Raw genomic sequence first — 23,026 nt, 5'->3', positions numbered from 1 at the left:
CCGTGGCTGTTCCGAAGCGGAAGATGTCGCGCAGCAACACGCGCCACCGCCGGTCGCAGTGGAAGGCTGCGGTCCCCACCCTGGTTTCGTGTGAGCGTTGCCAGGAGCCGAAGCTCCAGCACATCGCGTGCCCGAGCTGCGGCACCTACAACAAGCGCCAGGTCCTCTCGGTCTGATTGGGCTGGTGAGAGGCGCAATGTCTGAGTCCCGCAAGACGGACGACAAGACGGACCATGCCTCGTCCCACACGCTTCTGGAAGGGCGGCTCGGCTACAAGCTCGAGTCCGCCCTTCTGGTGCGTGCGCTGACCCACCGTTCGTACGCGTACGAGAACGGCGGTCTGCCCACCAACGAGCGGCTGGAGTTCCTCGGGGACTCCGTGCTCGGCCTGGTGGTCACGGACACGCTGTACCGGACCCACCCCGACCTGCCGGAAGGCCAGCTGGCCAAACTGCGGGCCGCGGTGGTCAACTCGCGTGCGCTGGCGGACGTGGGGCGCGAACTCGAACTCGGCTCCTTCGTCCGGCTCGGCCGGGGCGAAGAGGGCACGGGCGGCCGGGACAAGGCGTCCATCCTCGCCGACACCCTTGAAGCGGTGATCGGCGCGGTCTATCTCGACCAGGGCCTCGACGCGGCGTCCGAGCTGGTGCACCGGCTCTTCGACCCGCTGATCGAGAAGTCCTCGAACCTCGGTGCGGGCCTGGACTGGAAGACCAGTCTCCAGGAGCTCACCGCGGCCGAGGGTCTGGGCGTGCCGGAGTACCTCGTCTCCGAAGAGGGCCCCGACCACGAGAAGACCTTCACTGCTGCCGCCCGCGTCGGTGGTGTCTCGTACGGCACCGGCACCGGCCGCAGCAAGAAGGAAGCGGAACAGCAGGCGGCGGAGTCCGCGTGGCGCGAGATTCGCGCCGCAGCGGACGAACGCGCGGCGGTGGCGAAGGCCGCGGCCGAGGCGGGCACGGGAGAGGTCGCCGACCCCTCTCCCACCGTCCACGGGGCGCCGGCCTGACGGCCCGCACCCCGACCGCTTCCCGAGAACCCCGCCCCCGGGCGGGGTTCTCGCATGTCCGGAGGGCCCGTACGTCCGTAGGGCCCGCATGTCCGGAGGGCCCCTACGTTTGGTGATGGGCGGCCGGTAGGGTTGAGGCGCTGTCGAAGACGTCCGTCCGGAGGAGTCCCGTGCCCGAGCTGCCCGAGGTCGAGGTCGTACGGCGCGGTCTCGAACGCTGGATCGCCGGACGGACCGTGACCGAGGTCGAGGTGCTCCACCCGAGGGCCGTACGGCGACACCTCGCGGGCGGCGCCGACTTCGCGGCCCGGCTGGAGGGGCAGCGGTTCGAGGTGGCGCGGCGACGCGGCAAGTACCTCTGGCTGCCGCTGGCCGGCACGGTCACGTCCGTTCTCGGACACCTCGGTATGAGCGGGCAGCTGCTCGTCCAGCCGGAGAAGGCCCTCGACGAGAAGCACCTCCGGATCCGGATCCGCTTCGACGACGCCGCAGGCACCGAACTCCGCTTCGTCGACCAGCGCACCTTCGGCGGGCTCTCCGTCCACGACCAGACCCCCGACGGGCTGCCGGACGTCATCGGGCACATCGCCCGCGACCCGTTGGACCCCGAGTTCGACGACGCCGTCTTCCACAGCGCGCTGCGCCTGCGCCGTACGACCGTCAAGCGTGCGCTCCTCGACCAGTCCCTGATCAGCGGCGTCGGGAACATCTACGCGGACGAGGCGCTCTGGCGGTCCCGGCTGCACTACGACCGGCCGGCCGGGACGCTGACGCGACCGCGTTCGGCCGAGCTCCTCGGGCACGTCAGGGACGTGATGAACGAGGCGCTCGCGGTCGGCGGCACCAGCTTCGACAGCCTGTACGTGAACGTCAACGGCGAGTCCGGCTACTTCGACCGCTCCCTCGACGCCTACGGGCGCGAGGACGAGCCCTGCCGACGCTGCGGTACGCCGATGCGGCGCCGGCCGTGGATGAACCGGTCCAGCTACTTCTGCCCGCGCTGCCAGCGGGCGCCACGCGTGACGCCGTAACGGCGGGGGGCGGTGTCGAGGCTCGGGTCAGCGCTCGGGGTCCGGCTCAGCCTCATGCCCAGCGTCAGGCTCGGGCCGGGGCTCAGGCGGTGACCGGAGCGGCGCGCTCCGCGTCGTACCTCTCCCGGGCCGCCTCGACCTGAGGCATCCGCCCCTCCACCAGCTCGATCAGGCCGATCAGGCGTTCCGCGACCTCACGGCCGAGCGGGGTGAGCCGGTAGTCGACCCGGGGCGGGTTGGTGGGCTGGGCCTCACGATGGACGAGGCCGTCGCGCTCCAGGGCGTGCAGGGTCTGCGACAGCATCTTCTCGCTCACGCCGTCAATCCGCCGCCGCAGCTCGTTGAAGCGGAACGTCCCGTCGTGCAGCGCTCCGAGGGTCAGGCTGCCCCAGCGGCCCGTCACGTGCTCGAGCGTCCCGCGCGACGGACAGGCCCGCGCGAACACGTCATAGGCGAGGTCGTCGGTCATGCCTTCCACCGTACTCGCCCACAGTGCTTACTTCCAGGATGCGCTGTCGACCAGTAAGCGCTATCGACGAGTGGGGGTGGCCGGGGTCGTACGGGCTCAGTAGCCGAAGTTCTGGGTCCACCAGGGGCCGCCGTCGCCGAAGTGGACGCCGACGCCCAGGGTCGTGAAGTCGCAGTTCAGGATGTTGGCGCGGTGACCGTCGCTGTTCATCCAGGACTCCATCACGGCGGCCGCGTCCGCCTGGCCGCGGGCTATGTTCTCGCCGCCCAGACCCGAGACGCCCGCCTTCTGCGCGCGCGCCCACGGCGTGGCGCCGTCGGGGTCGGTGTGGTCGAAGAAGCCGCGGGCGGCCATGTCGGAGCTGTACGACCCCGCCAGTGCCGCCAGCTGGGCACTCGCGCTCATGGCGGAACAGCCCACCTTGGCGCGTTCGGCATTGACCAGGCGGAGCACCTCGGCCTCGGCGGCATCGGCCCGGTCGGCGGTGGACGGGGCCGAGGTCTTCTCGACCGGGGCCTCGGTCGTCGGGACCGGCTTCGGCGCGGGCGCCTTCGTGGAGGGCGCGGTGGTGACCCTCGGCGTCGCGGGCGCGGTCCGCGCGGGCTTGGGGGCCTTGGTGACCTTCGGGGTCACCGGCTTCGTGCGGGTCGCCTTCGTCGGGGTCGGCTTCGGTGTGACCTTCGGCGTCGCTTCGGGGGTCGGCTTCGTGGGCGGGGTGGCCGACGGCGTGGCCGCCCTGCCACTGGCCGTACCCGCGCTCGTTCCCGTACGCGGGCCCGTGCCGCTGCCCGTCGACGACTCGCCCGCCGGGGTCTGGGTGGCTCCGCCCTGCGTGGTCAGCTCCGGGGCCTGCCGCGACTGGCTCGGCCGCTCGGTCGTGCCGGCGCTGCCGACCGTGAACGTGTCCCCGCCGGGGAGCAGGCCGGTGGCGACGGCGACCGCGCCCATGGCGACGGCGGCGGAGGCGCCGAGCAGACCGGTGCGCACGGGCCCGCGCCGCTTGCGGCGGGCACCCCGGTGCGGGCGATCCGTGCCGGCCGCGTACTCTTCTGCGGCGGGCGCGGCTCCGGCGCGACGGTGGCGTCCCATCTGCTCTGCCTTCCTCTGCTGGTCCTGTTCCGGTCCTGCTTGCGCTGGTGGATCTTTGCTGATCTTTGCTGTCGGTACCGTTTCGGACCGGCAGTCGAACAGCGCGCGTCCGAACGGGTGAGGCGTGTTCGGTCGGGACTGTAGTCCATGGGCGACCGAGGCGACGTGCTTCTCCGGCGATCCGCCCGCTAGCGTGCAGCCATGAACGACGACGTACGGATGACCGCCTGGGTGCGCGGCCGGGTACAGGGAGTGGGCTTCCGCTGGTTCACCAGGGCAAACGCTTTGGAGATCGGCGGCCTGGTGGGCTTCGCCCTGAACCTCGACGACGGCCGTGTGCAGGTGGTGGCCGAGGGGGCGCGTGAGAATTGCCACCGTCTCCTCGCCTGGCTGCACTCCGACGACACACCCGGGCGCGTGGACGGTGTCACTGAGATCTGGGCCACGCCGCGCGGCGGCTACGACGGCTTCGCCATCCGCTGAGGGATCTGCGCGGCGACTCCGCCCGGTGACCGACAGGGGCCCTGGGCGGACGCGCGGTAACGGGCGTCGGACGAGGAAAGCGCCTGGTGGTTGCCAAGAAGCGCCTGTCGTGGAAGGGTTCCCGGTAAGGATGATCGCGACGCCCTGAGGCACCGAGTCTGCGAGGCCCCGCCGCCCCCTGAGCGGCCCCGGTCTCCTCGGCCGCCCCTGCGAACGGGGCGTGATCGTGTTGACCGTCAAACTTTTTGGTGAGACTCTGGAAGCCCCGCGCACCTTAGCTGTTCGGCAGTGGAACCGGCACCACAAGTAGTACTGCCGATCACCGCGGGTGCGAATCCCTCACGACCCAACCGCATTCGGTCGGTCACTCATTGTGGAGGACCATCCATCATGGCAAAGGCGCTTCTCGGTTACGTCGGCGGCTCCGACCCGCGACTCCTCGCCGAGATGCGACGGCTTCAGCAGCGCGTCCAGGACCTCGAATCCGAGCTGGTACGGATCCAGTCCGAGAACGACTCGCTCGCTGCGGCCGCCGCTCATCACCAGGGAGAGTCGCTGCTGAACAGCATCGACCTCGACGTACCCCAGGCGGAGCCTGCGCTCACCTGACAACCCAGCCCCGAGGGGCCAGGTGGGAAACACTCACGCCGGCACGGCGGACTGGGACAACCCAGCCCGGCACAGCTGGATCTGCAAGGGGCGCTTCGGCGTCCCTTCATTCTTTCACCCGTCGTTCCCCCCACGTCCCACCCCTCTCCACCGAGGATCTGCCCTGCACCTTCCCGGGTGAAACGCACGGGCCCCGGTAGAGTCCTCGGAGTGCACCTCAAGGCCCTGACCCTCCGCGGATTCAAGTCGTTCGCATCGGCCACCACCCTGCGGTTCGAACCGGGAATCACCTGTGTCGTGGGCCCCAACGGATCGGGCAAGTCCAACGTCGTGGACGCCCTCTCCTGGGTCATGGGGGAGCAGGGCGCCAAGTCGCTGCGCGGCGGCAAGATGGAGGACGTCATCTTCGCCGGCACGACCGGGCGCCCGCCGCTCGGCCGCGCCGAGGTCTCCCTCACCATCGACAACTCCGACGGCGCGCTGCCCATCGACTACGCCGAGGTCACCCTCACCCGGATCATGTTCCGCGGCGGCAGCAGCGAGTACCAGATCAACGGCGACACCTGTCGGCTGCTCGACTTCCAGGATCTGCTCTCCGACTCCGGCATCGGACGCGAGATGCACGTCATCGTCGGACAGGGGCAGCTCGACTCCGTGCTGCACGCCGACCCGATGGGCCGCCGCGCCTTCATCGAGGAGGCCGCCGGCGTCCTCAAGCACCGCAAGCGCAAGGAGAAGGCGCTGCGGAAGCTCGACGCGATGCAGGCCAACCTCGCGCGCGTGCAGGACCTCGCGGACGAACTCCGCCGGCAGCTCAAACCCCTCGGCCGACAGGCCGCCGTCGCCCGCCGTGCCGTCGTCATCCAGGCCGACCTGCGCGACGCACGGCTCCGCCTCCTCGCCGACGACCTCGTCCACCTCCAGCGGGCCCTCACCGCCGAGGTCGCCGACGAAGCGGCCCTCCTCGCCCGCAAGGAGGCCACCGAGACCGAGCTGCGCGCCGCACTCGCCCGGGAGGCGGAACTCGAAGCGGAGGCCCGCACCCTCGTGCCCCGCCTGGAGCGCGCCCAGCAGACCTGGTACGACCTGTCCCAGCTCGCCGAACGTGTCCGCGGCACCGTCTCCCTCGCCGACGCGCGCGTGAGGAGCGCCACCGCCGCGCCCACCGACGAGCGCCGCGGCCGCGACCCGGAGGACCTGGAACGGGAGGCGGCCCGCGTCCGCGAGCAGGAGGCGGAGTTGGAAGCCGCCCTGGAAGCGGCCGAGCGCGCCCTTGAGGACACCGTCGCCCACCGCGCCCGGCTCGAACAGGAGCTGGCGGCCGAGGAGCGCCGTCTCAAGGACCTCGCTCGCGCCCTCGCCGACCGGCGCGAGGGTCTCGCCCGCCTCCACGGCCAGGTCAACGCGGCCCGCTCGCGCGCCGCCTCCGCCCGGGCCGAGATCGACCGGCTCGCCGCCACCCGCGACGAGGCGGGGGAGCGGGCGGCCACCGCCCAGGAGGAGTACGAACGGCTCCGGACGGAGGTCGAGGCACTCGACGCGGCCGACACCGCCGAGGCGGAGCGCCACGAGGCCGCCCGTCGCGAGCTGGCCGAGGCCGAGGCCGCGCTGAGCGCCGCCCGCGAGGCCGCCGACACGGCCGAGCGCAGCCGCGCCGCGACCCGCGCCCGGCACGACACCCTCGCCCTCGGACTGCGCCGCAAGGACGGCACGGGCGCGCTGCTCGGCGCGGGACTCGGCGGACTCCTCGGCCCGGCGGCCGACCTCCTCACCATCACCCCCGGGTACGAGATCCCCGTCGCCGCCGCCCTCGGCGCCGCCGCCGACGCGGTCGCCGCCACCGGACCCTCCGCCGCCGTCGAAGCCCTCCGGCTGCTGCGCAAGCAGGACGCGGGCCGCGCCTCCCTGCTCCTGACCGGAGCCCCCGAACCGGAACCCCGCCCGGCGGCCGCAGGACATCCGTACGCGGCCGACCTCGTGCGGGGACCCGCCGAACTCATGGGGGCCGTCAGCAGGTTGCTCGCCGGAGTCGTGGTGGTCGGAGACCTGGACGAGGCCGCCGAGCTGGTCAGGGGCCGGCCCGCGCTGACCGCCGTCACCGCCGAGGGCGACCTGCTCGGGGCGCACTTCGCGCGAGGAGGCTCCGCGGGGGCCCCGAGCCTCCTCGAAGTCCAGGCCTCGGTGGCCGAGGCCGCCGCCGAGCTCGACGAACTGACCGTGCGGTGCGACGCGTTGGCGACGGCCAGGCGCGAGGCCGACGAGCGCCGCCGTACCGCCGCCGCACTCGTCGAGGAACTCGACACCCGCCGCCGTACCGCCGAGCGCGAGAAGTCGGCCGTCGCCAAGGAACTCGGACGGCTCGGCGGGCAGTCCAGGGCGGCCGCGGGGGAGGCCGAGCGGACCGCGGCCGCGGCCGCCCGCGCCCAGGAGGCCCTGGAGAAGGCGACCGCCGAGGCGGAGGAGCTCGCCGAACGGCTCCTCGTGGCCCAGGAGGCCGCCGACTTCGGGGACGGCGGGGACGAGGAACCCGACACCGCCGCCCGCGACCGCCTCGCGATCGACGGCTCCCACGCCCGCCAGGCCGAGATGGAGGCGCGGCTCCAGGTCCGTACCCACGAGGAGCGGGTCAAGGCACTCGCCGGGCGGGCCGACTCGCTCGACCGGGCTGCCCGCGCCGAACGGGACGCACGCGCGCGTGCCGAGCAGCGACGAGCCCGGCTGCGCCACGAGGAGCGGGTCGCGGGCGCGGTCGCCGCCGGCGCCCGGAGCCTGCTGGCCCATGTGGAGGTCTCACTGGTCCGCGCCGAGCGGGAGCGGGTGGCGGCCCAGGCGGCCCGCGCCGACCGCGAGGAGGGCCTGACGGCCGCCCGGACCCGGGGCCGGGACCTCAAGGCCGAGCTCGACAAGCTGACCGACTCCGTCCACCGGGGCGAGGTGCTCGGCGCCGAGAAGCGGCTGCGGATCGAACAGCTCCAGGCGAAGGCTCTGGAGGAGTTCGGTGTGGAGACCGGTGACCTGGTCGCCGAGTACGGCCCGGAGCAGCCCGTACCCCCGTCGCCCACCGTCGAGGGGGCCGAGGAGACGGACGGCACGGATGCCCGGCCGCGCCCCTTCATCCGTTCGGAGCAGGAGAAGCGGCTCAGGGCAGCCGAACGGGCCTACCACCAGCTCGGCAAGGTCAATCCGCTGGCCCTGGAGGAGTTCGCGGCCCTGGAGGAGCGCCACCGCTTCCTGTCCGAGCAGCTGGAGGACCTGAAGAAGACCCGTACCGATCTGCTTCAGGTCGTGAAGGAGGTCGACCTCCGGGTCGAGCAGGTCTTCACCGAGGCGTACCGGGACACGGCCCGTGAGTTCGAGGGTGTCTTCTCGCGGCTCTTCCCGGGCGGCGAGGGCCGGCTGGTCCTCACCGATCCGGACAACATGCTCACCACGGGCGTCGAGGTGGAGGCCCGGCCGCCGGGCAAGAAGGTCAAGCGGCTCTCGCTGCTCTCGGGCGGAGAGCGCTCCCTCACGGCCGTGGCGCTGCTCGTGTCGATCTTCAAGGCGCGGCCGAGCCCGTTCTACGTGATGGACGAGGTCGAGGCGGCGCTCGACGACACCAACCTCCAGCGGCTGATCCGGATCATGCGGGAACTCCAGGAGTCCTCGCAGCTGATCGTGATCACGCACCAGAAGCGGACGATGGAGGTCGCGGACGCGCTCTACGGCGTTTCCATGCAGGGCGACGGGGTATCCAAGGTCATCAGCCAGCGACTGCGCTAAGACTGTTCGTTCAAGTATTGAACCCAATGGGCTCTCTCGTGCTCTTAAAGTCACACGACATCGCCTATTGACTTCGGAACTTGAAGGCATAGTCTCTGCAACGTTGCTTTTGCCTTCGGTGGTGGGCGGCGTGATGTTGTGCGCCACTGGAAGGGCTTTCCCCCCACCGAGGAGTCCATGTGACCAGCACCGCGCAGGCGCCCACGCCGCCGCCTTCCGAAGGCCGAGCCGCCCACCCGGACCACCTCGGCCACGTCATCTTCATCACGGCCTCCGCCGCGATGGGCGGTTTCCTCTTCGGCTACGACAGCTCCGTCATCAACGGCGCCGTCGAGGCGATCCGGGACCGCTACGACATCGGCTCCGGCACCCTGGCCCAGGTCATCGCCGTCGCCCTGATCGGCTGCGCCATCGGCGCCGCCACCGCCGGCCGGATCGCCGACCGCATCGGCCGCATCCGCTGCATGCAGATCTCCGCCGTGCTGTTCGCGGTCAGCGCCGTGGGCTCCGCCCTCCCCTTCGCCCTCTGGGACCTGGCGCTGTGGCGGGTCATCGGCGGGTTCGCCATCGGCATGGCCTCCGTGATCGGCCCCGCCTACATCGCCGAGGTCGCCCCCGCCGCGTACCGCGGCCGCCTCGGCTCCTTCCAGCAGGCCGCGATCGTCATCGGCATCGCCATCTCCCAGCTGGTCAACTACGGCATCCTCCAGCTCGCCGACGGCGACCAGCGCGGTGAGATCGGCGGCCTGGAGGCCTGGCAGTGGATGCTCGGCGTCATGGTCGTGCCCGCCGTCCTGTACGGCATGCTCTCCTTCGCCATCCCCGAGTCCCCGCGCTTCCTGATCTCCGTCGGGAAGACCGACCGGGCCAAGGAGGTGCTCGCCGAGGTCGAGGGCAAGGGCGTCGACCTCGACCGCCGCGTCGCCGAGATCGACCGCGCCATGCGCAGCGAGCACAAGTCCACCTTCAAGGACCTCCTCGCCACCGGCGCCCGCTTCAGGCTGCTGCCCATCGTCTGGGTCGGCATCGGACTCTCCGTCTTCCAGCAGCTCGTGGGCATCAACGTCGCCTTCTACTACTCGGCGACGCTCTGGCAGTCCGTCGGCATCGACCCGTCGAGCTCGTTCTTCTACTCGTTCACCACGTCGATCATCAACATCATCGGCACCGTCATCGCGATGGTCCTGGTCGACCGGGTCGGCCGCAAGCCGCTCGCCCTCGTCGGCTCCATCGGTATGGCGATCGCCCTGGCGTTCGAGGCCTGGGCCTTCTCCGCCGACCTCGTCGACGGCAAGCTCCCCGAGACCCAGGGCGTCGTGGCGCTCGTCGCCGCCCATGTCTTCGTGCTCTTCTTCGCCCTCTCGTGGGGCGTGGTGGTCTGGGTCTTCCTCGGTGAGATGTTCCCCAACCGGATCCGCGCCGCCGCCCTCGGCGTCGCCGCCTCCGCCCAGTGGATCGCCAACTGGGCCATCACCGCCAGCTTCCCGTCCCTCGCGGACTGGAACCTGTCCGGCACCTACATCATCTACACGGTCTTCGCCGTGCTCTCGATCCCCTTCGTGCTGAAGTACGTCAAGGAGACCAAGGGCAAGGCGTTGGAGGAGATGGGCTGACCCCCGCTGCCCCGCTCCTCGTCCACGGAACTGCCCCGGCCCGAGGCCCACGCCTCGCGCCGGGGCAGTACGCCGTCACCCCTGGCGTCCCGTCGGTAGCTGGTGACGCGTCAGACGGGTACGGTCTCGCGCGCCCCGGTGCCCTCCACCGGAGCCGCCGTCGCGGGCGTGCGGGGCAGTACGGCGTACAGCACGCCGGCCAGCACGATCGTCGCCGCCCAGCCCAGACCGTTCTCGCCGATCCAGGAGGAGGCGAGCGGACCGGCGAACCAGTCGACCTTCGTGAACAACAGACCCACGAGCAGGGCCACCGCCCACGCCGTCATCGCCTGCCAGGCGAAACCGCCCCGGTACCAGTAGGCGCTGGTCCTCGTCGTGTCCATGAGCGCCACCGCGTCGTACGAGCGACGCCGCAGCATGTCCACGCCGAAGACGCCGATCCAGGCCGAGAACGCCACCGCCAGCAGCGTCAGGAAGGAGATGAACGAACCGATGAAGCTGGTCGCCACGACCATGAGCAGGAAGCCGAAGACCAGGCTGATCACCGCGTTCACACTGACCGCCGCCGCCCGCGACACCTTGATGCCCAGGGTCTGCGCCGTGAACCCGGCCGAGTACATCGACATCGAATTGATGAGCAGCATCCCGATCAGGGCGATCACCAGGTACGGCACCGAGATCCACATCGGCAGCAGCTCGCCGATGAAGGAGACCGGGTCCTGCGCCGAGGCCAGGTCCGGCGTCGACACCGCCATCACCGCGCCCATCAGCACCATCGGCAGGACGACGATCCCGGCGCCGCCGACCGTCGAGCCGACCATCGCCTTCGAGGAGGCCGTGCGGGGCAGATAGCGGGTGAAGTCGGGACCCGAGGGGACCCAGCTGATGCCACCGGCCGCGATCGTGCCGATGCCCGCGATCATCATCGCCGTCGAACCGGCCGGCTTGTCGAAGACCGCCGACCACTCGGTGTTCGCCACCAGGTAGACGAGGACGAGCACCGAGAAGCCGCCGAAGAGGTAGGTGGACCACTTGCTGCACACGCGCAGCGCGTGGATCCCGAGCCCCGAGACCAGGAAGGTGCAGGTGACGAAGAGCAGCAGCGTCACCACGATGAGAAGCGTGTTCGACTTCACGCCGAAGAGCAGGTCGAGCACGGTCAGCACCGCGTAGGCGCCGGTCACCGCGTTGATGGTCTCCCAGCCCCAGCGCGCGACCCAGATCAACGCGCCCGGGAAGAGGTTCCCGCGCTGGCCGAACACGGCCCGCGACAGCGCCATCCCCGGCGCCCCGCCCCTCTTCCCCGCGATCGAGATCAGGCCGACGATCCCGTACGAGAGGACCGGCGCGGCGACCGCCACGGCGAGGACCTGCCAGAAGTTCAGGCCGTTGAAGACGATCAGCCCGGCGCCCATCGTGAGCAGCAGCACACTGATGTTCGCGGCGACCCAGGTGGGGAGGAGCTCGCGGACCCGGCCGGTCCGCTCGGCGTCGGGGACGGGTTCGAGACCGCGGGTCTCCATCGCGCCGTCGTGGGTCGCGCCTGCGGCTTCGGAGGCGTCGTGGGGCATGGGGGTACTCCGTACAGATGTGGGGGGACCCACCCAGCGTACGTGCTCCGTCCCCGGCCCCTCCGTGGCCGATACTGAGGGGGTTATGGAACTCATCCTTGCTGTAGTCATCGCTCTGGTCGTCGCGGTCGCCGTGACGAGCGGGCTCGTGATCAGCGGTCGCAAGAAGAAGCAGCTGCCGCCGGCCGAGCCGCCGTCCACCCCGCCGACCATCACCGCTCCGCCCGCCGAGCCGCACGTCGGCGACGAGGCGGAGACGCCGCGGGAGGAGCCGCGCCGGACGATCGACGAGGTCGGCCTCCCGAAGGCCGAGGAGGCCGTCGAGACGCCGGTCGCCGTCGAGGACCCGGTCGTCGCCGAACCGCCGGCCCCTGAGATCGAGATCCCGGAGCCCACCGCCGGCCGTCTCGTACGCCTCCGGGCCCGGCTCGCCCGCTCCCAGAACTCGCTCGGCAAGGGGCTGCTCACGCTCCTGTCCCGCGAGCACCTCGACGAGGACACGTGGGAGGAGATCGAGGACACCCTCCTCACCGCCGACGTCGGCGTCGCTCCCACCCAGGAGCTCGTCGAGCGGCTCCGCGAGCGGGTCAGGGTGCTCGGCACCCGCACCCCGGAGGAGCTGCGCGCCCTGCTCCGCGAGGAGCTGATCGCCCTCCTCGGCCCCGACCTCGACCGCACGGTGCGGACCGACAGCCCGACGGACGTCCCCGGCGTGGTCATGGTCGTCGGCGTCAACGGCACCGGCAAGACCACCACCACCGGCAAGCTGGCCCGCGTCCTCGTCGCCGACGGCAAGTCCGTCGTCCTCGGCGCCGCCGACACCTTCCGCGCCGCCGCCGCCGACCAGCTCCAGACCTGGGGCGAGCGCGTCGGCGCCCGGACCATCCGCGGCCCGGAGGGCGGGGACCCGGCGTCGATCGCCTTCGACGCCGTCAAGGAGGGCATCGCGGAGGGTGCGGACGTCGTCCTCATCGACACCGCGGGACGCCTCCACACCAAGACCGGCCTCATGGACGAGCTCGGCAAGGTCAAGCGCGTCGTCGAGAAGCACGGCCCGCTCGACGAGATCCTCCTCGTCCTCGACGCCACCACCGGCCAGAACGGTCTGATCCAGGCCCGTGTCTTCGCCGAGGTCGTCGACATCACCGGCATCGTGCTGACCAAGCTCGACGGCACCGCCAAGGGCGGCATCGTCGTCGCGGTCCAGCGCGAGCTGGGCGTCCCGGTCAAGCTGATCGGCCTCGGCGAGGGCCCGGACGACCTGGCCCCCTTCGAGCCGGGTGCCTTCGTCGACGCCCTGATCGGCGACTGACCACGGTCCACGCGCACGCGTGAGGGCCCCCGCCGAGGATGGCGGGGGCCCTCACGCGTGCGCGTGGACTAGCGGGACGAGATGGGCGTGCGGTGGCAGATGTACGCCAGGGTGCCGAGCAGCAGCCGCGCCTGCGGCGGCGCGCCCGCCGTGTCCAGGGTCGGCGGCCGCAGCCAGCGCACCGGACCGAGCCCCCCCAGGTCCGACGGGGGAGCGGTGATGTGACCGCCGGGGCCCAGACAGTGCAGGTCCAGATCGGCGTCGTCCCAGCCCATCCGGTACAGCAGCTGCGGCAGCTCCGCCGCGGCACCCGGGGCCACGAAGAACCGCGCCCGCCCGGTCGGCGTCGCGCAGACCGGGCCCAGCGGCAGCCCCATGCGCTCCAGCCGCACCAGCGCCAGGCGGCCCGCCGCCTCCGCGACCTCGATCACGTCGAAGGCCTTGCCCACCGGCAGCATCAGGGCCGCGCCCGGGTACTCCGACCACCCCTTGGCCGCGTCGTCGAGGCCGGCGCCCGCCGGGACCGGCTCCGCGAAGGAGAGGGGGTGCGCGCCCGGGGCCGTACACGCCGGATCCCCGCAGGAGCACTGGCCGGAGAGGGCCCGCGCGCCGGGGACCACGTCCCAGCCCCACAGTCCCGTGTACTCGGCCACCGCTGTGCACTCCGTGGTGCGTACGCGGCGGCGTGCGCCGGACCGCATCTCACGAATGCCGCCGATCGTGAAACCCATGTCCCCTCCAACGGGTCGAGCGCGCCGGTGGTTACGACCGGGAGCACCGTCGTCACCCTTCGTCACGCTCTGTCGCCGCGTGGCGTAGCGCGGTCGTGCGAGGGGTGGTGCGGGCCGGTGCGCGCGCCTCTCCGTGCATCCGTCCGCCGACTCCGGTTCGTCGCATGTCAAGTGAATCGCGTTCCACGGGCGGCGAGTTCATTCGAAGGGGTGGCGAATGGTGGCGTTTCTTGAAACACCCTCGTGGAGCGGTGATCGTGGGATTACTTTCGGTACTCGAAGCCCGGGACCGCTTGCGCACGCGGGTATGCCGGAGGCAACCCGGTTTCCAGTTCGAAGGAGTGCAAACGCCGGACGGGTGCCGCAGGACGCGGCATTCTGATAGGGGTTCGCAGGACAGGCAATCAGGTGGATGGGGGCGTTCCAGTGGGCGGCAACGGCACGGACGGTACGACTGCCGGGAAGCGCCCGAACGAGCAGCTGGGCTCGTGGTTCGTGCGCAGCGGCTGGTCCAAGGGCGAACTGGCGCGGCAGGTGAACCGCAGGGCGCGCCAGATGGGCGCGCACCACATCTCCACCGACACCTCGCGGGTGCGCCGCTGGCTCGACGGCGAGCAGCCGCGCGAACCCATCCCGCGCATCCTCTCCGAGCTGTTCTCCGAGCGCTTCGGCTCCGTCGTCGCCGTCGAGGACCTGGGCCTGCGCACCGCGCACCAGTCGCCCTCCGTCTCCGGCGTCGACCTGCCCTGGGCCGGCCCGCAGACCGTCGCTCTGCTCAGCGAGTTCTCCCGCAGCGACCTCATGCTCGCCCGCCGGGGCTTCCTCGGCTCCTCCCTGTCGCTCGCCGCGGGACCGGCCCTCATCGAACCGATGCAGCGCTGGCTCGTCCCCACGCCCGTCGGCGAGGTCCAGCGGCCCGACGCCCCCGGCGACTCCCGCCGCCCCAACCGGCTCTCCGAGATGGAGCTCGACCTCCTGGAGTCCACCACCGCCATGTTCCGCAAGTGGGACGCCCAGTGCGGCGGCGGACTGCGCCGCAAGGCCGTCGTCGGCCAGCTCCACGAGGTCACCGACCTCCTCCAGGAGCACCAGCCCGCCGCGACCGCCAAGCGCCTCTTCACCTGCGCCGCCGAACTCGCCGAGCTCGCCGGCTGGATGAGCTACGACGTGGGCCTCCAGCCCACCGCGCAGAAGTACTTCGTGCTCGCCCTGCACGCCGCCAAGGAAGCCGGCGACAAGCCCCTCGGCTCGTACATCCTGTCCTCGATGAGCCGCCAGATGATCCACCTCGGCCGGCCCGACGACGCGCTCGAACTCATCCACCTCGCCCAGTACGGCAGTCGCGACTGCGCCACCGCGCGGACCCAGGCCATGCTGTATGCGATGGAGGCCCGCGCCTACGCCAACATGGGGCAGCCCTCCAAGTGCAAGCGGGCCGTCCGGATGGCTGAGGACACCTTCGCGGACGTCGGCCTCGACGGCGAGCCCGAGCCCGACTGGATCGGCTTCTTCTCCGAGGCCGAGCTCAACGGCGAGAACTCCCACTCCTACCGCGACCTCGCCTACGTCGCCGGGCGCTCCCCGACGTACGCCTCGCTCGCCGAGCCCGTCATGGAGCGGGCCGTCCAGCTCTTCGAGAAGGACCCCGACCACCAGCGGTCGTATGCGCTCAATCTCATCGGCATGGCCACCGTTCACCTCCTCAAGCGCGAGCCCGAGCAGTCCGTCGTCCTCGCGGAGAAGGCCCTCGGGGTCGCCCGCAGCATCCGCTCCGAGCGGGTCAACACCCGGCTCCGCAAGACCGTCGACCACGCCGCCCGCGACTACAGCGACGTGGCCGAGGTCGTCCAGCTCACCGACCGGCTCACCCAGCTGCTGCCCGAGGCCGCCGAAGCGGTCTGACCCCCCCGGCCCGACACCCACGGCCCCCCGAACCCCGGCCGCGCCGGACGTCCCGTACTGCCCGACTCGGCTCCCCCGCCGCAAGGTCACACGGACGGCCGACGCGGCCGGTCCGCCGTCCGGCGGGAGGGTACGCCCGTTACCTTCCCGTGACCGTGCCGTTCACGGTCACGTAACACGCCCCACCCCTTCGTCACCGCTCCGAAACATCGAGCGGCATCGGCGGAAACCGCGCTGCGCGAATCTCTGGGCCATAACCGGCCACCCTCACGGCCGGCCGCTCTCTCCGGCCCCGCCCCGCACGGCCGTACCGACGACGAGGAGACGCCGATGGCACCAGCCATCATGACCCTGGCAGCAGACGCCCCCGAGCTGTCCGCCGCCAACACCGGGTTCATGCTCATCTGCTCCGCCCTGGTCATGCTGATGACCCCGGCACTCGCCTTCTTCTACGGAGGCATGGTCCGCGTCAAGTCCACCCTCAACATGTTGATGATGAGCTTCATCAGCCTGGGGATCGTCACGATCCTGTGGGTGCTCTTCGGGTTCAGCCTCGCCTTCGGCACCGACATCGGCTCCATCGTCGGCTGGTCCTCCGAGTACGTCGGCCTCAGCGGCATCGGCGTCACCGAACTGTGGGACGGCTACACCATCCCGGTGTACGTCTTCGCCGTCTTCCAGCTGATGTTCGCGATCCTCACCCCGGCCCTCATCAGCGGCGCCCTCGCCGACCGCGTCAAGTTCACCGCCTGGGCCCTCTTCATCACCCTCTGGGTCACCGTCGTCTACTTCCCCGTCGCCCACTGGGTCTGGGGCGCCGGCGGCTGGCTCTTCGAGATGGGCGTCATCGACTTCGCCGGCGGCACGGCGGTCCACATCAACGCCGGCGCGGCCGCCCTCGGCGTGATCCTCGTCATCGGCAAGCGCGTCGGCTTCAAGAAGGACCCGATGCGCCCGCACAGCCTCCCGCTGGTCATGCTCGGCGCCGGTCTCCTCTGGTTCGGCTGGTTCGGCTTCAACGCCGGCTCCTGGCTCGGCAACGACGACGGCGTCGGCGCCGTGATGTTCGTCAACACCCAGGTCGCCACCGCCGCCGCCATGCTCGCCTGGCTCGCGTACGAGAAGATCCGCCACGGCTCCTTCACCACCCTCGGCGCCGCCTCCGGCGCGGTCGCCGGCCTCGTCGCCATCACCCCGGCCGGCGGAGCCGTCAGCCCGCTCGGCGCCATCGCCGTCGGCGCCATCGCCGGCCTCGTCTGCGCCATGGCCGTCGGCCTCAAGTACAAGTTCGGCTACGACGACTCCCTCGACGTCATCGGCGTCCACCTCGTCGGCGGTGTCATCGGCTCCCTCCTCGTCGGCCTCTTCGCCACCGGCGGCGTCCAGTCCGACGTCAAGGGCCTCTTCTACGGCGGCGGCCTCGACCAGCTCGGCAAGCAGGCGATCGGTGTCTTCGCGGTCCTCGCCTACTCTCTGATCGCCTCCGCGATCCTCGCCCTCGTCATCGACAAGACGATGGGGATGCGGGTCAGCGAGGACGACGAGGTCTCCGGCATCGACCAGGTCGAGCACGCCGAGACCGCGTACGACTTCAGCGGAGCCGGCGGCGGAACGTCCTCGCGCTCCACCGCCCCCGCCCCGGCCGTCACGGAGAACAAGAAGGTGGACGCATGAAGCTCATCACCGCGGTCGTGAAGCCGCACCGGCTCGACGAGATCAAGGAGGCCCTCCAGGCGTTCGGCGTCCACGGCCTCACCGTCACCGAGGCCAGCGGCTACGGCCGCCAGCGCGGCCACACCGAGGTCTACCGGGGCGCCGAGTACACCGTCGACCTGGTCCCCAAGATCCGCATCGAGGTCCTCGTCGAGGACGAGGACGCCGAACAGCTCATCGACGTCGTCGTCAAGGCCGCCCGAACCGGCAAGATCGGTGACGGCAAGGTGTGGAGCGTGCCGGTCGAGACCGCCGTACGGGTCCGCACCGGCGAGCGCGGTCCGGACGCACTGTAAGCACACGAAGGAGCCGCCGGGTGACGAGCCTCGAAGTCAGCGAAGAGACCGAAGATTCGGGACCCGGCGGTTACGCGGCGGCCCGGCTGCTCCTCCTCCAGGAGAAGGAGCGGTCCGGGCCGCCGCGCCGTACCGCCCTCGCCCGGCTCACCGACGACTGGCTGACCGGACTCTTCACGTCCGCCGCCCCGCCCCGGGGAGTCGCCCTCGTCGCCGTCGGCGGCTACGGCCGGGCCGAGCTCTCCCCCCGCAGCGACCTCGACCTCCTCCTGCTCCACGACGGCAGCGCCGACAAGGCCGCGATCGCCGCCCTCGCCGACCGGATCTGGTACCCCGTCTGGGACCTCGGCCTGGCCTTGGACCACTCCGTCCGGACCCCCGCCGAAGCCCGCGCCACCGCGGGCGAGGACCTCAAGGTCCACCTCGGCCTCCTCGACGCGCGGCCCCTCGCCGGAGACCACGGCCTCGTCGCCGCCCTGCGCACCACGGTCCTCGCGGACTGGCGCAACCAGGCCCCCAAGCGCCTACCCGAACTCGACGAACTCTGCCGGGAGCGCGCCGAACGCATGGGCGAGCTCCAGTTCCTCCTCGAACCGGACCTCAAGGAGGCCCGAGGGGGACTCCGCGACGCCCAGGTCCTCCGCGCCGTCGCCGCCTCCTGGCTCGCCGACGCCCCCCGCGAAGGCCTCGACGCCGCCCGCCGCCGTCTCCTGGACGCCCGCGACGCCCTCCACCTCACCAGCGGCCGCGCCACCGACCGGCTCGCCCTCCAGGACCAGGACGCCGTCGCCCTGGACCTCGGCCTTCTCGACGCCGACACCCTGCTCCGCGAGGTGTACGAGGCCGCCCGGACCATCTCGTACGCCACCGACGTCACCTGGCGCGAGGTCAACCGCGTCCTCAAGGCCCGCTCCGCCCGGCCCCGCCTGAGGGCCCTCCTCACCGGCCGCGGCAGCGTCGCGAAACCCCCCGTCGAACGCACCCCGCTCGCCGAGGGCGTCGTCGAGATGGACGGCGAGGTCGTCCTCGCCCGCACCGCCCGGCCGGAACGCGACCCCGTGCTGCCCCTGCGGGCCGCCGCGGCGGCCGCCCAGTCCGCCCTGCCGATCTCCCTGCACGCCGTACGCCGCCTCGCGGCCACCGCCAAGCCCCTGCCCGTGCCCTGGCCCGCCGAGGCCCGCGAGGAGCTCGTCACCCTGCTCGGCGCCGGTGAGGCCACCGTCCCCGTCTGGGAGGCCCTGGAGGCCGAAGGGCTGATCACCCAACTGCTCCCCGACTGGGAACGCGTCCGCTGCCGGCCCCAGCGCAACCCCGTGCACACCTGGACCGTCGACCGCCACCTCGTCGAGACCGCCGTACGGGCCTCCTCGCTCACCCGCAGGGTCGGCCGCCCCGACCTCCTCCTGGTCGCCGCCCTCCTCCACGACATCGGCAAGGGCTGGCCGGGCGACCACTCCGTCGCCGGCGAGACCATCGCCCGCGACCTCGCCACCCGCATCGGCTTCGACCGCACCGACGTCGGCGTCATCGCCACCGCCGTCCGCCACCACCTGCTCCTCGTCGAGACCGCCACCCGGCGCGACCTCGACGACCCCGCCACCGTCCGCGCCGTCGCCTCCGCCGTCGGCACCGTCGGCACCCTGGAGCTGCTGCACGCCCTCACCGAGGCCGACGCGCTCGCCACCGGGCCCGCCGCCTGGTCGTCCTGGCGCGCCTCCCTCGTCGCCGACCTGGTCAAGCGGGTGGCGGGCGTCCTCGCGGGCGAGACCCCGCCCGACCCCGAGGCGGCCGCCCCCAGCGCCGAACAGGAACGCCTCGCCATGGAGGCGCTGCGCACCGGCGAACCCGTCCTGGCCCTCCACGCCCAACCGGTCGGCGCGGAGCCCGAGGAACCGGAACCCGTCGGCGTCGAACTCGTCATCGCCCTGCCCGACCAGCCCGGCGTCCTGCCGGCCGTCGCCGGCGTCCTCGCCCTCCACCGGCTGACCGTCCGCGCCGCCGACCTGCGGGCCATCGAGCTGCCCACCGAGGTCGGCGCCGGCTCCGTCCTCGTCCTCGACTGGCGCGTCGCCGCCGAGTACGGCTCGCTGCCCCAGGCCCACCGGCTCCGCGCCGACCTCGTCCGCGCCCTCGACGGCTCCCTCGACATCGCCGCCCGCCTCGCCGAACGCGAGGCCGCCTACCCGCGGCGGCGCGGCCTCACGGCCCCGCCGCCCCGCGTCACCGTCGCCGCCGCCGATTCCCGTCTCGCCACCGTCATCGAGGTCCGGGCCCAGGACGCCCCCGGCCTCCTCCACCGCGTCGGCCGCGCCCTGGAGGGAGCGGCGGTACGGGTCCGCAGCGCGCATGTCTCCACGCTCGGCGCCAACGCCGTCGACACCCTGTACGTGACCCGGCCCGACGGCTCCCTCCTCCCCGACGAGGAGGCGGTCGACCTGGCCCGGACCCTGGAGTCGGCGCTCCGCTGAAGCCCCGCACCGACCCGCCCCGCGCGCCGGATCCGGCGGGCGGGGCCGCACACTTCGAGCGGCCCGATACCCTGGAGGGCAATCCGACCGCCCCCGACACCGAGGATCCGCGACCGCCGTGTTCGATACCCTCTCCGACCGCCTTGCAGCGACCTTCAAGAACCTCCGCGGCAAGGGCCGTCTGTCCGAGGCGGACATCGACGCCACCGCGCGCGAGATCCGTATCGCGCTGCTCGAAGCGGATGTCGCCCTTCCGGTCGTCCGGTCCTTCATCAAGCAGGTCAAGGAGCGCGCCGCCGGCGCCGAGGTCTCCCAGGCCCTGAACCCGGCCCAGCAGGTCATCAAGATCGTCAACGAGGAGCTCGTCTCCATCCTCGGCGGCGAGACCCGGCGCCTGCGGTTCGCCAAGACCGCGCCGACCGTGATCATGCTCGCCGGTCTCCAGGGTGCCGGTAAGACCACCCTCGCCGGAAAGCTCGGTCTCTGGCTCAAGGGCCAGGGCCACTCCCCGCTGCTCGTCGCCTGCGACCTCCAGCGCCCCAACGCCGTCACCCAGCTCTCCGTCGTCGCCGACCGCGCCGACGTGGCCTTCTACGGCCCCCAGCCGGGCAACGGCGTCGGTGACCCGGTCCAGGTCGCCAAGGACTCGATCGAGTACGCGCGGACCAAGATGTACGACGTCGTCATCGTCGACACCGCCGGCCGCCTCGGCATCGACCAGGAGCTGATGCGGCAGGCCGCGGACATCCGCGACGCCGTCAGCCCCGACGAGGTCCTCTTCGTCGTCGACGCCATGATCGGTCAGGACGCGGTCAACACCGCGGAGGCCTTCCGCGACGGCGTCGGCTTCGACGGCGTCGTCCTCTCCAAGCTCGACGGCGACGCCCGCGGTGGTGCCGCGCTCTCCATCGCGCACGTCACCGGCAAGCAGATCATGTTCGCCTCCAACGGCGAGAAGCTGGACGAGTTCGACGCGTTCCACCCGGACCGCATGGCGTCCCGCATCCTCGGCATGGGCGACATGCTCTCCCTCATCGAGAAGGCCCAGCAGACCTTCGACGAGGAAGAGGCCGCCAAGATGGCCTCGAAGCTCGCCTCGAAGAAGGGCCAGGAGTTCACGCTCGACGACTTCCTGGCGCAGATGGAGCAGGTCCGCAAGATGGGCTCCATCTCGAAGCTGCTCGGGATGCTTCCCGGCATGGGCCAGATGAAGGAGCAGATCGCCAACATCGACGAGCGGGACGTCGACCGTACGGCCGCCATCATCAAGTCGATGACCCCCGGCGAGCGCCATGACCCGACCATCATCAACGGCTCCCGCCGCGCCCGCATCGCGAAGGGTTCCGGCGTCGAGGTCAGCGCGGTCAAGGGCCTGGTCGAGCGCTTCTTCGAGGCCCGCAAGATGATGTCCCGGATGGCCCAGGGCGGCGGTCTCCCCGGGATGCCGGGCATGCCGGGCATGGGCGGCGGCCCCGGCCGCCAGAAGAAGCAGATCAAGCAGGCCAAGGGCAAGCGCAAGAGCGGCAACCCGATGAAGCGGAAGGCCGAGGAGCAGGCCGCGGCCGAGCGCCGCGAGCAGGCCCAGGCGGGCGGCGCGTTCGGCCTCCCGGCGGCGGGGCAGACCCCCAAGGACTTCGAACTCCCGGACGAGTTCAAGAAGTTCATGAGCTGACGCCGGTCACGGCGTGAGAAGGGGGCCGGGACGGTACACCACCGCCCCGGGCCCCTTCTCGCACCTCCGGGCGCCCGCGGGGGCGGCTGGAGAGGGGGCGGTCCAGGCGGTCGGCGGCGTCGTACGACGCCGAGGACCTCCAGGGCAGCGCACGCTCGCCACCGGCCGAGCGCCCCCGGGTGCCGGGCCTCGTACGAGCGAGACCCGGCAGGCGTCCGGCGCGTTTCCCAGGGGCCGGACGACCGGCCGGCGCCCCCGCCCCGGCGGCTCGCGCTTTCTACGGCACCCGGGCGATCACGTACCGGAAGACGTTCGGCATCCAGACCGTCCCGTCCGCCCGCACGTAGGGGGCCAGGGCCTCCTCGATCTCCTTCGCCACCTGCGAGGGATCCGTCTCGCTGAGCGCCTGGTCGAACGCGCCCGTCGACAGCAGCCCGCGCACCGCGCTGCCCTCGCTCGCGTACCCGAAGGGGCAGGCCACCCGCCCCGATCCGTCCGGACGCAGTCCCGCCTCCGCCACCAGGCCGTCCAGGTCCGCCCTCACCGACGAGTGGCGTTCCGCGAGACGGGCCGCGACCCGCAGCACCGGCTCCGTGGCGCACCGCTCCGGCGGCCCCCACCCGGCGAGCACGACAGCCGCGCCCGGTTGCGCCGAAGGGGTGAGCGCCCGGAGCTCCGGGAGAAGCCCGTCGGTGGCGTGGAAGGCCGTGACGACGTCGTACGGGCCGGCCCGCGGAGGCTCTTCCGTGACCGTGACGTCCTCCGGCAGCCGCTCCCTGGCCAGCTCCACGCGCGCGTGGTCCCGGTCCGCGCCGGCCACCCGGGCGCCCCGCGCGGCAGCCATCAGGAGCGCCAGACCGGAGCCGCAGCCGAGGCCGAGCACCCGCGAACCGGCGCCGACGGCGAGGCGCTCGTACACCGCTTCGTAGAGCGGGACGAGCATCCGTTCCTGGATCTCGGCCCAGTCACGCGCGGGGTGGTGCGGGACGAGCGTAGGTGTCATGGAAAAGTGCCCCAATCCGTGCTCGGACGACAGCCCCCCGTAGTCAGGGAACTGCGCATCCCGGGCCGCGTCCAGTGCTCGCACCGCACCGATTCGCCCGGAGGAGGGGCGGTGCCCCGTCCCGCCCGGAGACCCGGTAGTGTCCTCGCGATCCTCCCCGGGCCGCAGCGGCCCCCTCGGGGGCGCGCGCACCGCGGCCGGGCGCCGGGGCGTATGCGCTACTACGCACCGGCTTGACGCCCCCTGTGCGGCTTCTCCGCAGATCGGCGCACTGGCCCGCGTCCGCACGCATC

18 protein-coding genes are annotated in these 23,026 nt (G+C 72.0%); 13 read left to right on the top strand and 5 right to left on the bottom strand.

Features of this window, described 5'->3' with window-relative positions; all coding sequences use genetic code 11:
* The first annotated feature begins 2 nt into the window (after window positions 1-2).
* From rpmF to mutM, 3 genes are all read left to right on the top strand, one after another.
* Window positions 3-176 carry a 50S ribosomal protein L32 gene (gene rpmF / locus ACFWV2_RS19195; protein ID WP_015036448.1) on the top strand — a complete coding sequence of 58 codons (174 nt, stop codon included), beginning with the start codon at window positions 3-5 and terminating at the stop codon, window positions 174-176.
* Window positions 177-196: 20 nt separating this feature from the next.
* Complete coding sequence (gene rnc, locus ACFWV2_RS19190) at window positions 197-1,009, top strand: ribonuclease III (protein ID WP_384406196.1); 813 nt, start codon at window positions 197-199, stop codon at window positions 1,007-1,009.
* A gap of 170 nt (window positions 1,010-1,179) precedes the next feature.
* The gene (gene mutM / locus ACFWV2_RS19185; protein ID WP_384406195.1) at window positions 1,180-2,040 is read left to right on the top strand and encodes a bifunctional DNA-formamidopyrimidine glycosylase/DNA-(apurinic or apyrimidinic site) lyase; all 861 of its coding nucleotides are present in this window, start codon (window positions 1,180-1,182) and stop codon (window positions 2,038-2,040) included.
* An 82-nt stretch (window positions 2,041-2,122) separates the two neighbouring features.
* On the opposite strand, the gene ACFWV2_RS19180 is transcribed toward mutM, so the two are convergent.
* Both ACFWV2_RS19180 and ACFWV2_RS19175 read right to left on the bottom strand, forming a co-directional pair.
* The gene (locus ACFWV2_RS19180; RefSeq protein ID WP_384406194.1) at window positions 2,123-2,509 is read right to left on the bottom strand and encodes a winged helix-turn-helix transcriptional regulator; all 387 of its coding nucleotides are present in this window, start codon (window positions 2,507-2,509) and stop codon (window positions 2,123-2,125) included.
* Window positions 2,510-2,605: 96 nt separating this feature from the next.
* Window positions 2,606-3,598, bottom strand: coding sequence for a CAP domain-containing protein (locus ACFWV2_RS19175; RefSeq protein ID WP_384406193.1), 993 nt, complete (start codon window positions 3,596-3,598; stop codon window positions 2,606-2,608).
* A 201-nt stretch (window positions 3,599-3,799) separates the two neighbouring features.
* On the opposite strand from ACFWV2_RS19175, the gene ACFWV2_RS19170 reads away from it, so the two are divergent.
* The 4 genes from ACFWV2_RS19170 (at window position 3,800) to ACFWV2_RS19155 (ending at window position 10,065) form a co-directional block, all read left to right on the top strand.
* Window positions 3,800-4,081: an acylphosphatase gene (locus ACFWV2_RS19170; protein WP_384406192.1), complete on the top strand. Its 282-nt coding sequence runs from the start codon at window positions 3,800-3,802 to the stop codon at window positions 4,079-4,081.
* Window positions 4,082-4,471: 390 nt separating this feature from the next.
* A complete protein-coding gene (locus ACFWV2_RS19165; RefSeq protein WP_030206333.1) occupies window positions 4,472-4,690 on the top strand; it encodes a hypothetical protein in 219 nt (72 codons plus the stop codon).
* A gap of 210 nt (window positions 4,691-4,900) precedes the next feature.
* Window positions 4,901-8,452 carry a chromosome segregation protein SMC gene (gene smc / locus ACFWV2_RS19160; protein WP_384406191.1) on the top strand — a complete coding sequence of 1,184 codons (3,552 nt, stop codon included), beginning with the start codon at window positions 4,901-4,903 and terminating at the stop codon, window positions 8,450-8,452.
* A 179-nt stretch (window positions 8,453-8,631) separates the two neighbouring features.
* A complete protein-coding gene (locus ACFWV2_RS19155; protein ID WP_384406190.1) occupies window positions 8,632-10,065 on the top strand; it encodes a sugar porter family MFS transporter in 1,434 nt (477 codons plus the stop codon).
* A gap of 110 nt (window positions 10,066-10,175) precedes the next feature.
* On the opposite strand, the gene ACFWV2_RS19150 is transcribed toward ACFWV2_RS19155, so the two are convergent.
* Complete coding sequence (locus ACFWV2_RS19150) at window positions 10,176-11,636, bottom strand: cytosine permease (RefSeq protein ID WP_384406189.1); 1,461 nt, start codon at window positions 11,634-11,636, stop codon at window positions 10,176-10,178.
* 85 nt (window positions 11,637-11,721) lie between these two features.
* Here ACFWV2_RS19150 and ftsY point away from each other — a divergent pair, with 85 nt between their 5' ends.
* Entirely contained in the window at window positions 11,722-12,948 is a 1,227-nt protein-coding gene (gene ftsY / locus ACFWV2_RS19145) for a signal recognition particle-docking protein FtsY (protein ID WP_384406188.1), read from the top strand.
* Window positions 12,949-13,016: 68 nt separating this feature from the next.
* Here the strand turns inward: ftsY and ACFWV2_RS19140 are convergent, their stop codons facing one another.
* The gene (locus tag ACFWV2_RS19140; protein ID WP_384406187.1) at window positions 13,017-13,679 is read right to left on the bottom strand and encodes a bifunctional DNA primase/polymerase; all 663 of its coding nucleotides are present in this window, start codon (window positions 13,677-13,679) and stop codon (window positions 13,017-13,019) included.
* A 426-nt stretch (window positions 13,680-14,105) separates the two neighbouring features.
* Here ACFWV2_RS19140 and ACFWV2_RS19135 point away from each other — a divergent pair, with 426 nt between their 5' ends.
* From ACFWV2_RS19135 to ffh, 5 genes are all read left to right on the top strand, one after another.
* Window positions 14,106-15,581, top strand: a complete 1,476-nt coding sequence (locus ACFWV2_RS19135) for a hypothetical protein (protein WP_384406186.1) — start codon at window positions 14,106-14,108, stop codon at window positions 15,579-15,581.
* 330 nt (window positions 15,582-15,911) lie between these two features.
* Window positions 15,912-17,255, top strand: a complete 1,344-nt coding sequence (locus ACFWV2_RS19130) for an ammonium transporter (protein ID WP_384406185.1) — start codon at window positions 15,912-15,914, stop codon at window positions 17,253-17,255.
* Window positions 17,252-17,590 (top strand): P-II family nitrogen regulator, encoded by a 339-nt coding sequence (locus ACFWV2_RS19125; RefSeq protein WP_015036464.1) that lies wholly within the window; start codon window positions 17,252-17,254, stop codon window positions 17,588-17,590. Before ACFWV2_RS19130 ends, ACFWV2_RS19125 begins: the two co-directional genes overlap by 4 nt.
* 20 nt (window positions 17,591-17,610) lie before the next feature.
* Window positions 17,611-20,058, top strand: a complete 2,448-nt coding sequence (locus ACFWV2_RS19120; RefSeq protein ID WP_384406184.1) for a [protein-PII] uridylyltransferase — start codon at window positions 17,611-17,613, stop codon at window positions 20,056-20,058.
* 118 nt (window positions 20,059-20,176) lie between these two features.
* Complete coding sequence (gene ffh, locus ACFWV2_RS19115) at window positions 20,177-21,730, top strand: signal recognition particle protein (RefSeq protein ID WP_384406183.1); 1,554 nt, start codon at window positions 20,177-20,179, stop codon at window positions 21,728-21,730.
* 277 nt (window positions 21,731-22,007) lie between these two features.
* On the opposite strand, the gene ACFWV2_RS19110 is transcribed toward ffh, so the two are convergent.
* Window positions 22,008-22,733 (bottom strand): class I SAM-dependent methyltransferase, encoded by a 726-nt coding sequence (locus tag ACFWV2_RS19110; RefSeq protein ID WP_384406182.1) that lies wholly within the window; start codon window positions 22,731-22,733, stop codon window positions 22,008-22,010.
* Window positions 22,734-23,026: the final 293 nt, after the last annotated feature.

This window comes from Streptomyces sp. NPDC058671 (assembly GCF_042716475.1).
In the GTDB taxonomy this organism is placed as follows: Bacteria; Actinomycetota; Actinomycetes; order Streptomycetales; family Streptomycetaceae; genus Streptomyces.
This window is presented reverse-complemented; position numbering and strand designations above follow the sequence as displayed.

Excerpts from the sequence above, each read along its gene's own strand:
- rnc (WP_384406196.1), top strand. The coding sequence starts at position 197 with ATGTCTGAGTCCCGCAAGACGGACGACAAGACGGACCATGCCTCGTCC.
- ACFWV2_RS19180 (WP_384406194.1), bottom strand. The coding sequence starts at position 2,509 with ATGACCGACGACCTCGCCTATGACGTGTTCGCGCGGGCCTGTCCGTCG.
- ACFWV2_RS19175 (WP_384406193.1), bottom strand. The coding sequence starts at position 3,598 with ATGGGACGCCACCGTCGCGCCGGAGCCGCGCCCGCCGCAGAAGAGTAC.
- ACFWV2_RS19170 (WP_384406192.1), top strand. The coding sequence starts at position 3,800 with ATGAACGACGACGTACGGATGACCGCCTGGGTGCGCGGCCGGGTACAG.
- ACFWV2_RS19165 (WP_030206333.1), top strand. The coding sequence starts at position 4,472 with ATGGCAAAGGCGCTTCTCGGTTACGTCGGCGGCTCCGACCCGCGACTC.
- ACFWV2_RS19150 (WP_384406189.1), bottom strand. The coding sequence starts at position 11,636 with ATGCCCCACGACGCCTCCGAAGCCGCAGGCGCGACCCACGACGGCGCG.
- ftsY (WP_384406188.1), top strand. The coding sequence starts at position 11,722 with ATGGAACTCATCCTTGCTGTAGTCATCGCTCTGGTCGTCGCGGTCGCC.
- ACFWV2_RS19140 (WP_384406187.1), bottom strand. The coding sequence starts at position 13,679 with ATGGGTTTCACGATCGGCGGCATTCGTGAGATGCGGTCCGGCGCACGC.
- ACFWV2_RS19130 (WP_384406185.1), top strand. The coding sequence starts at position 15,912 with ATGGCACCAGCCATCATGACCCTGGCAGCAGACGCCCCCGAGCTGTCC.
- ACFWV2_RS19125 (WP_015036464.1), top strand. The coding sequence starts at position 17,252 with ATGAAGCTCATCACCGCGGTCGTGAAGCCGCACCGGCTCGACGAGATC.
- ACFWV2_RS19110 (WP_384406182.1), bottom strand. The coding sequence starts at position 22,733 with ATGACACCTACGCTCGTCCCGCACCACCCCGCGCGTGACTGGGCCGAG.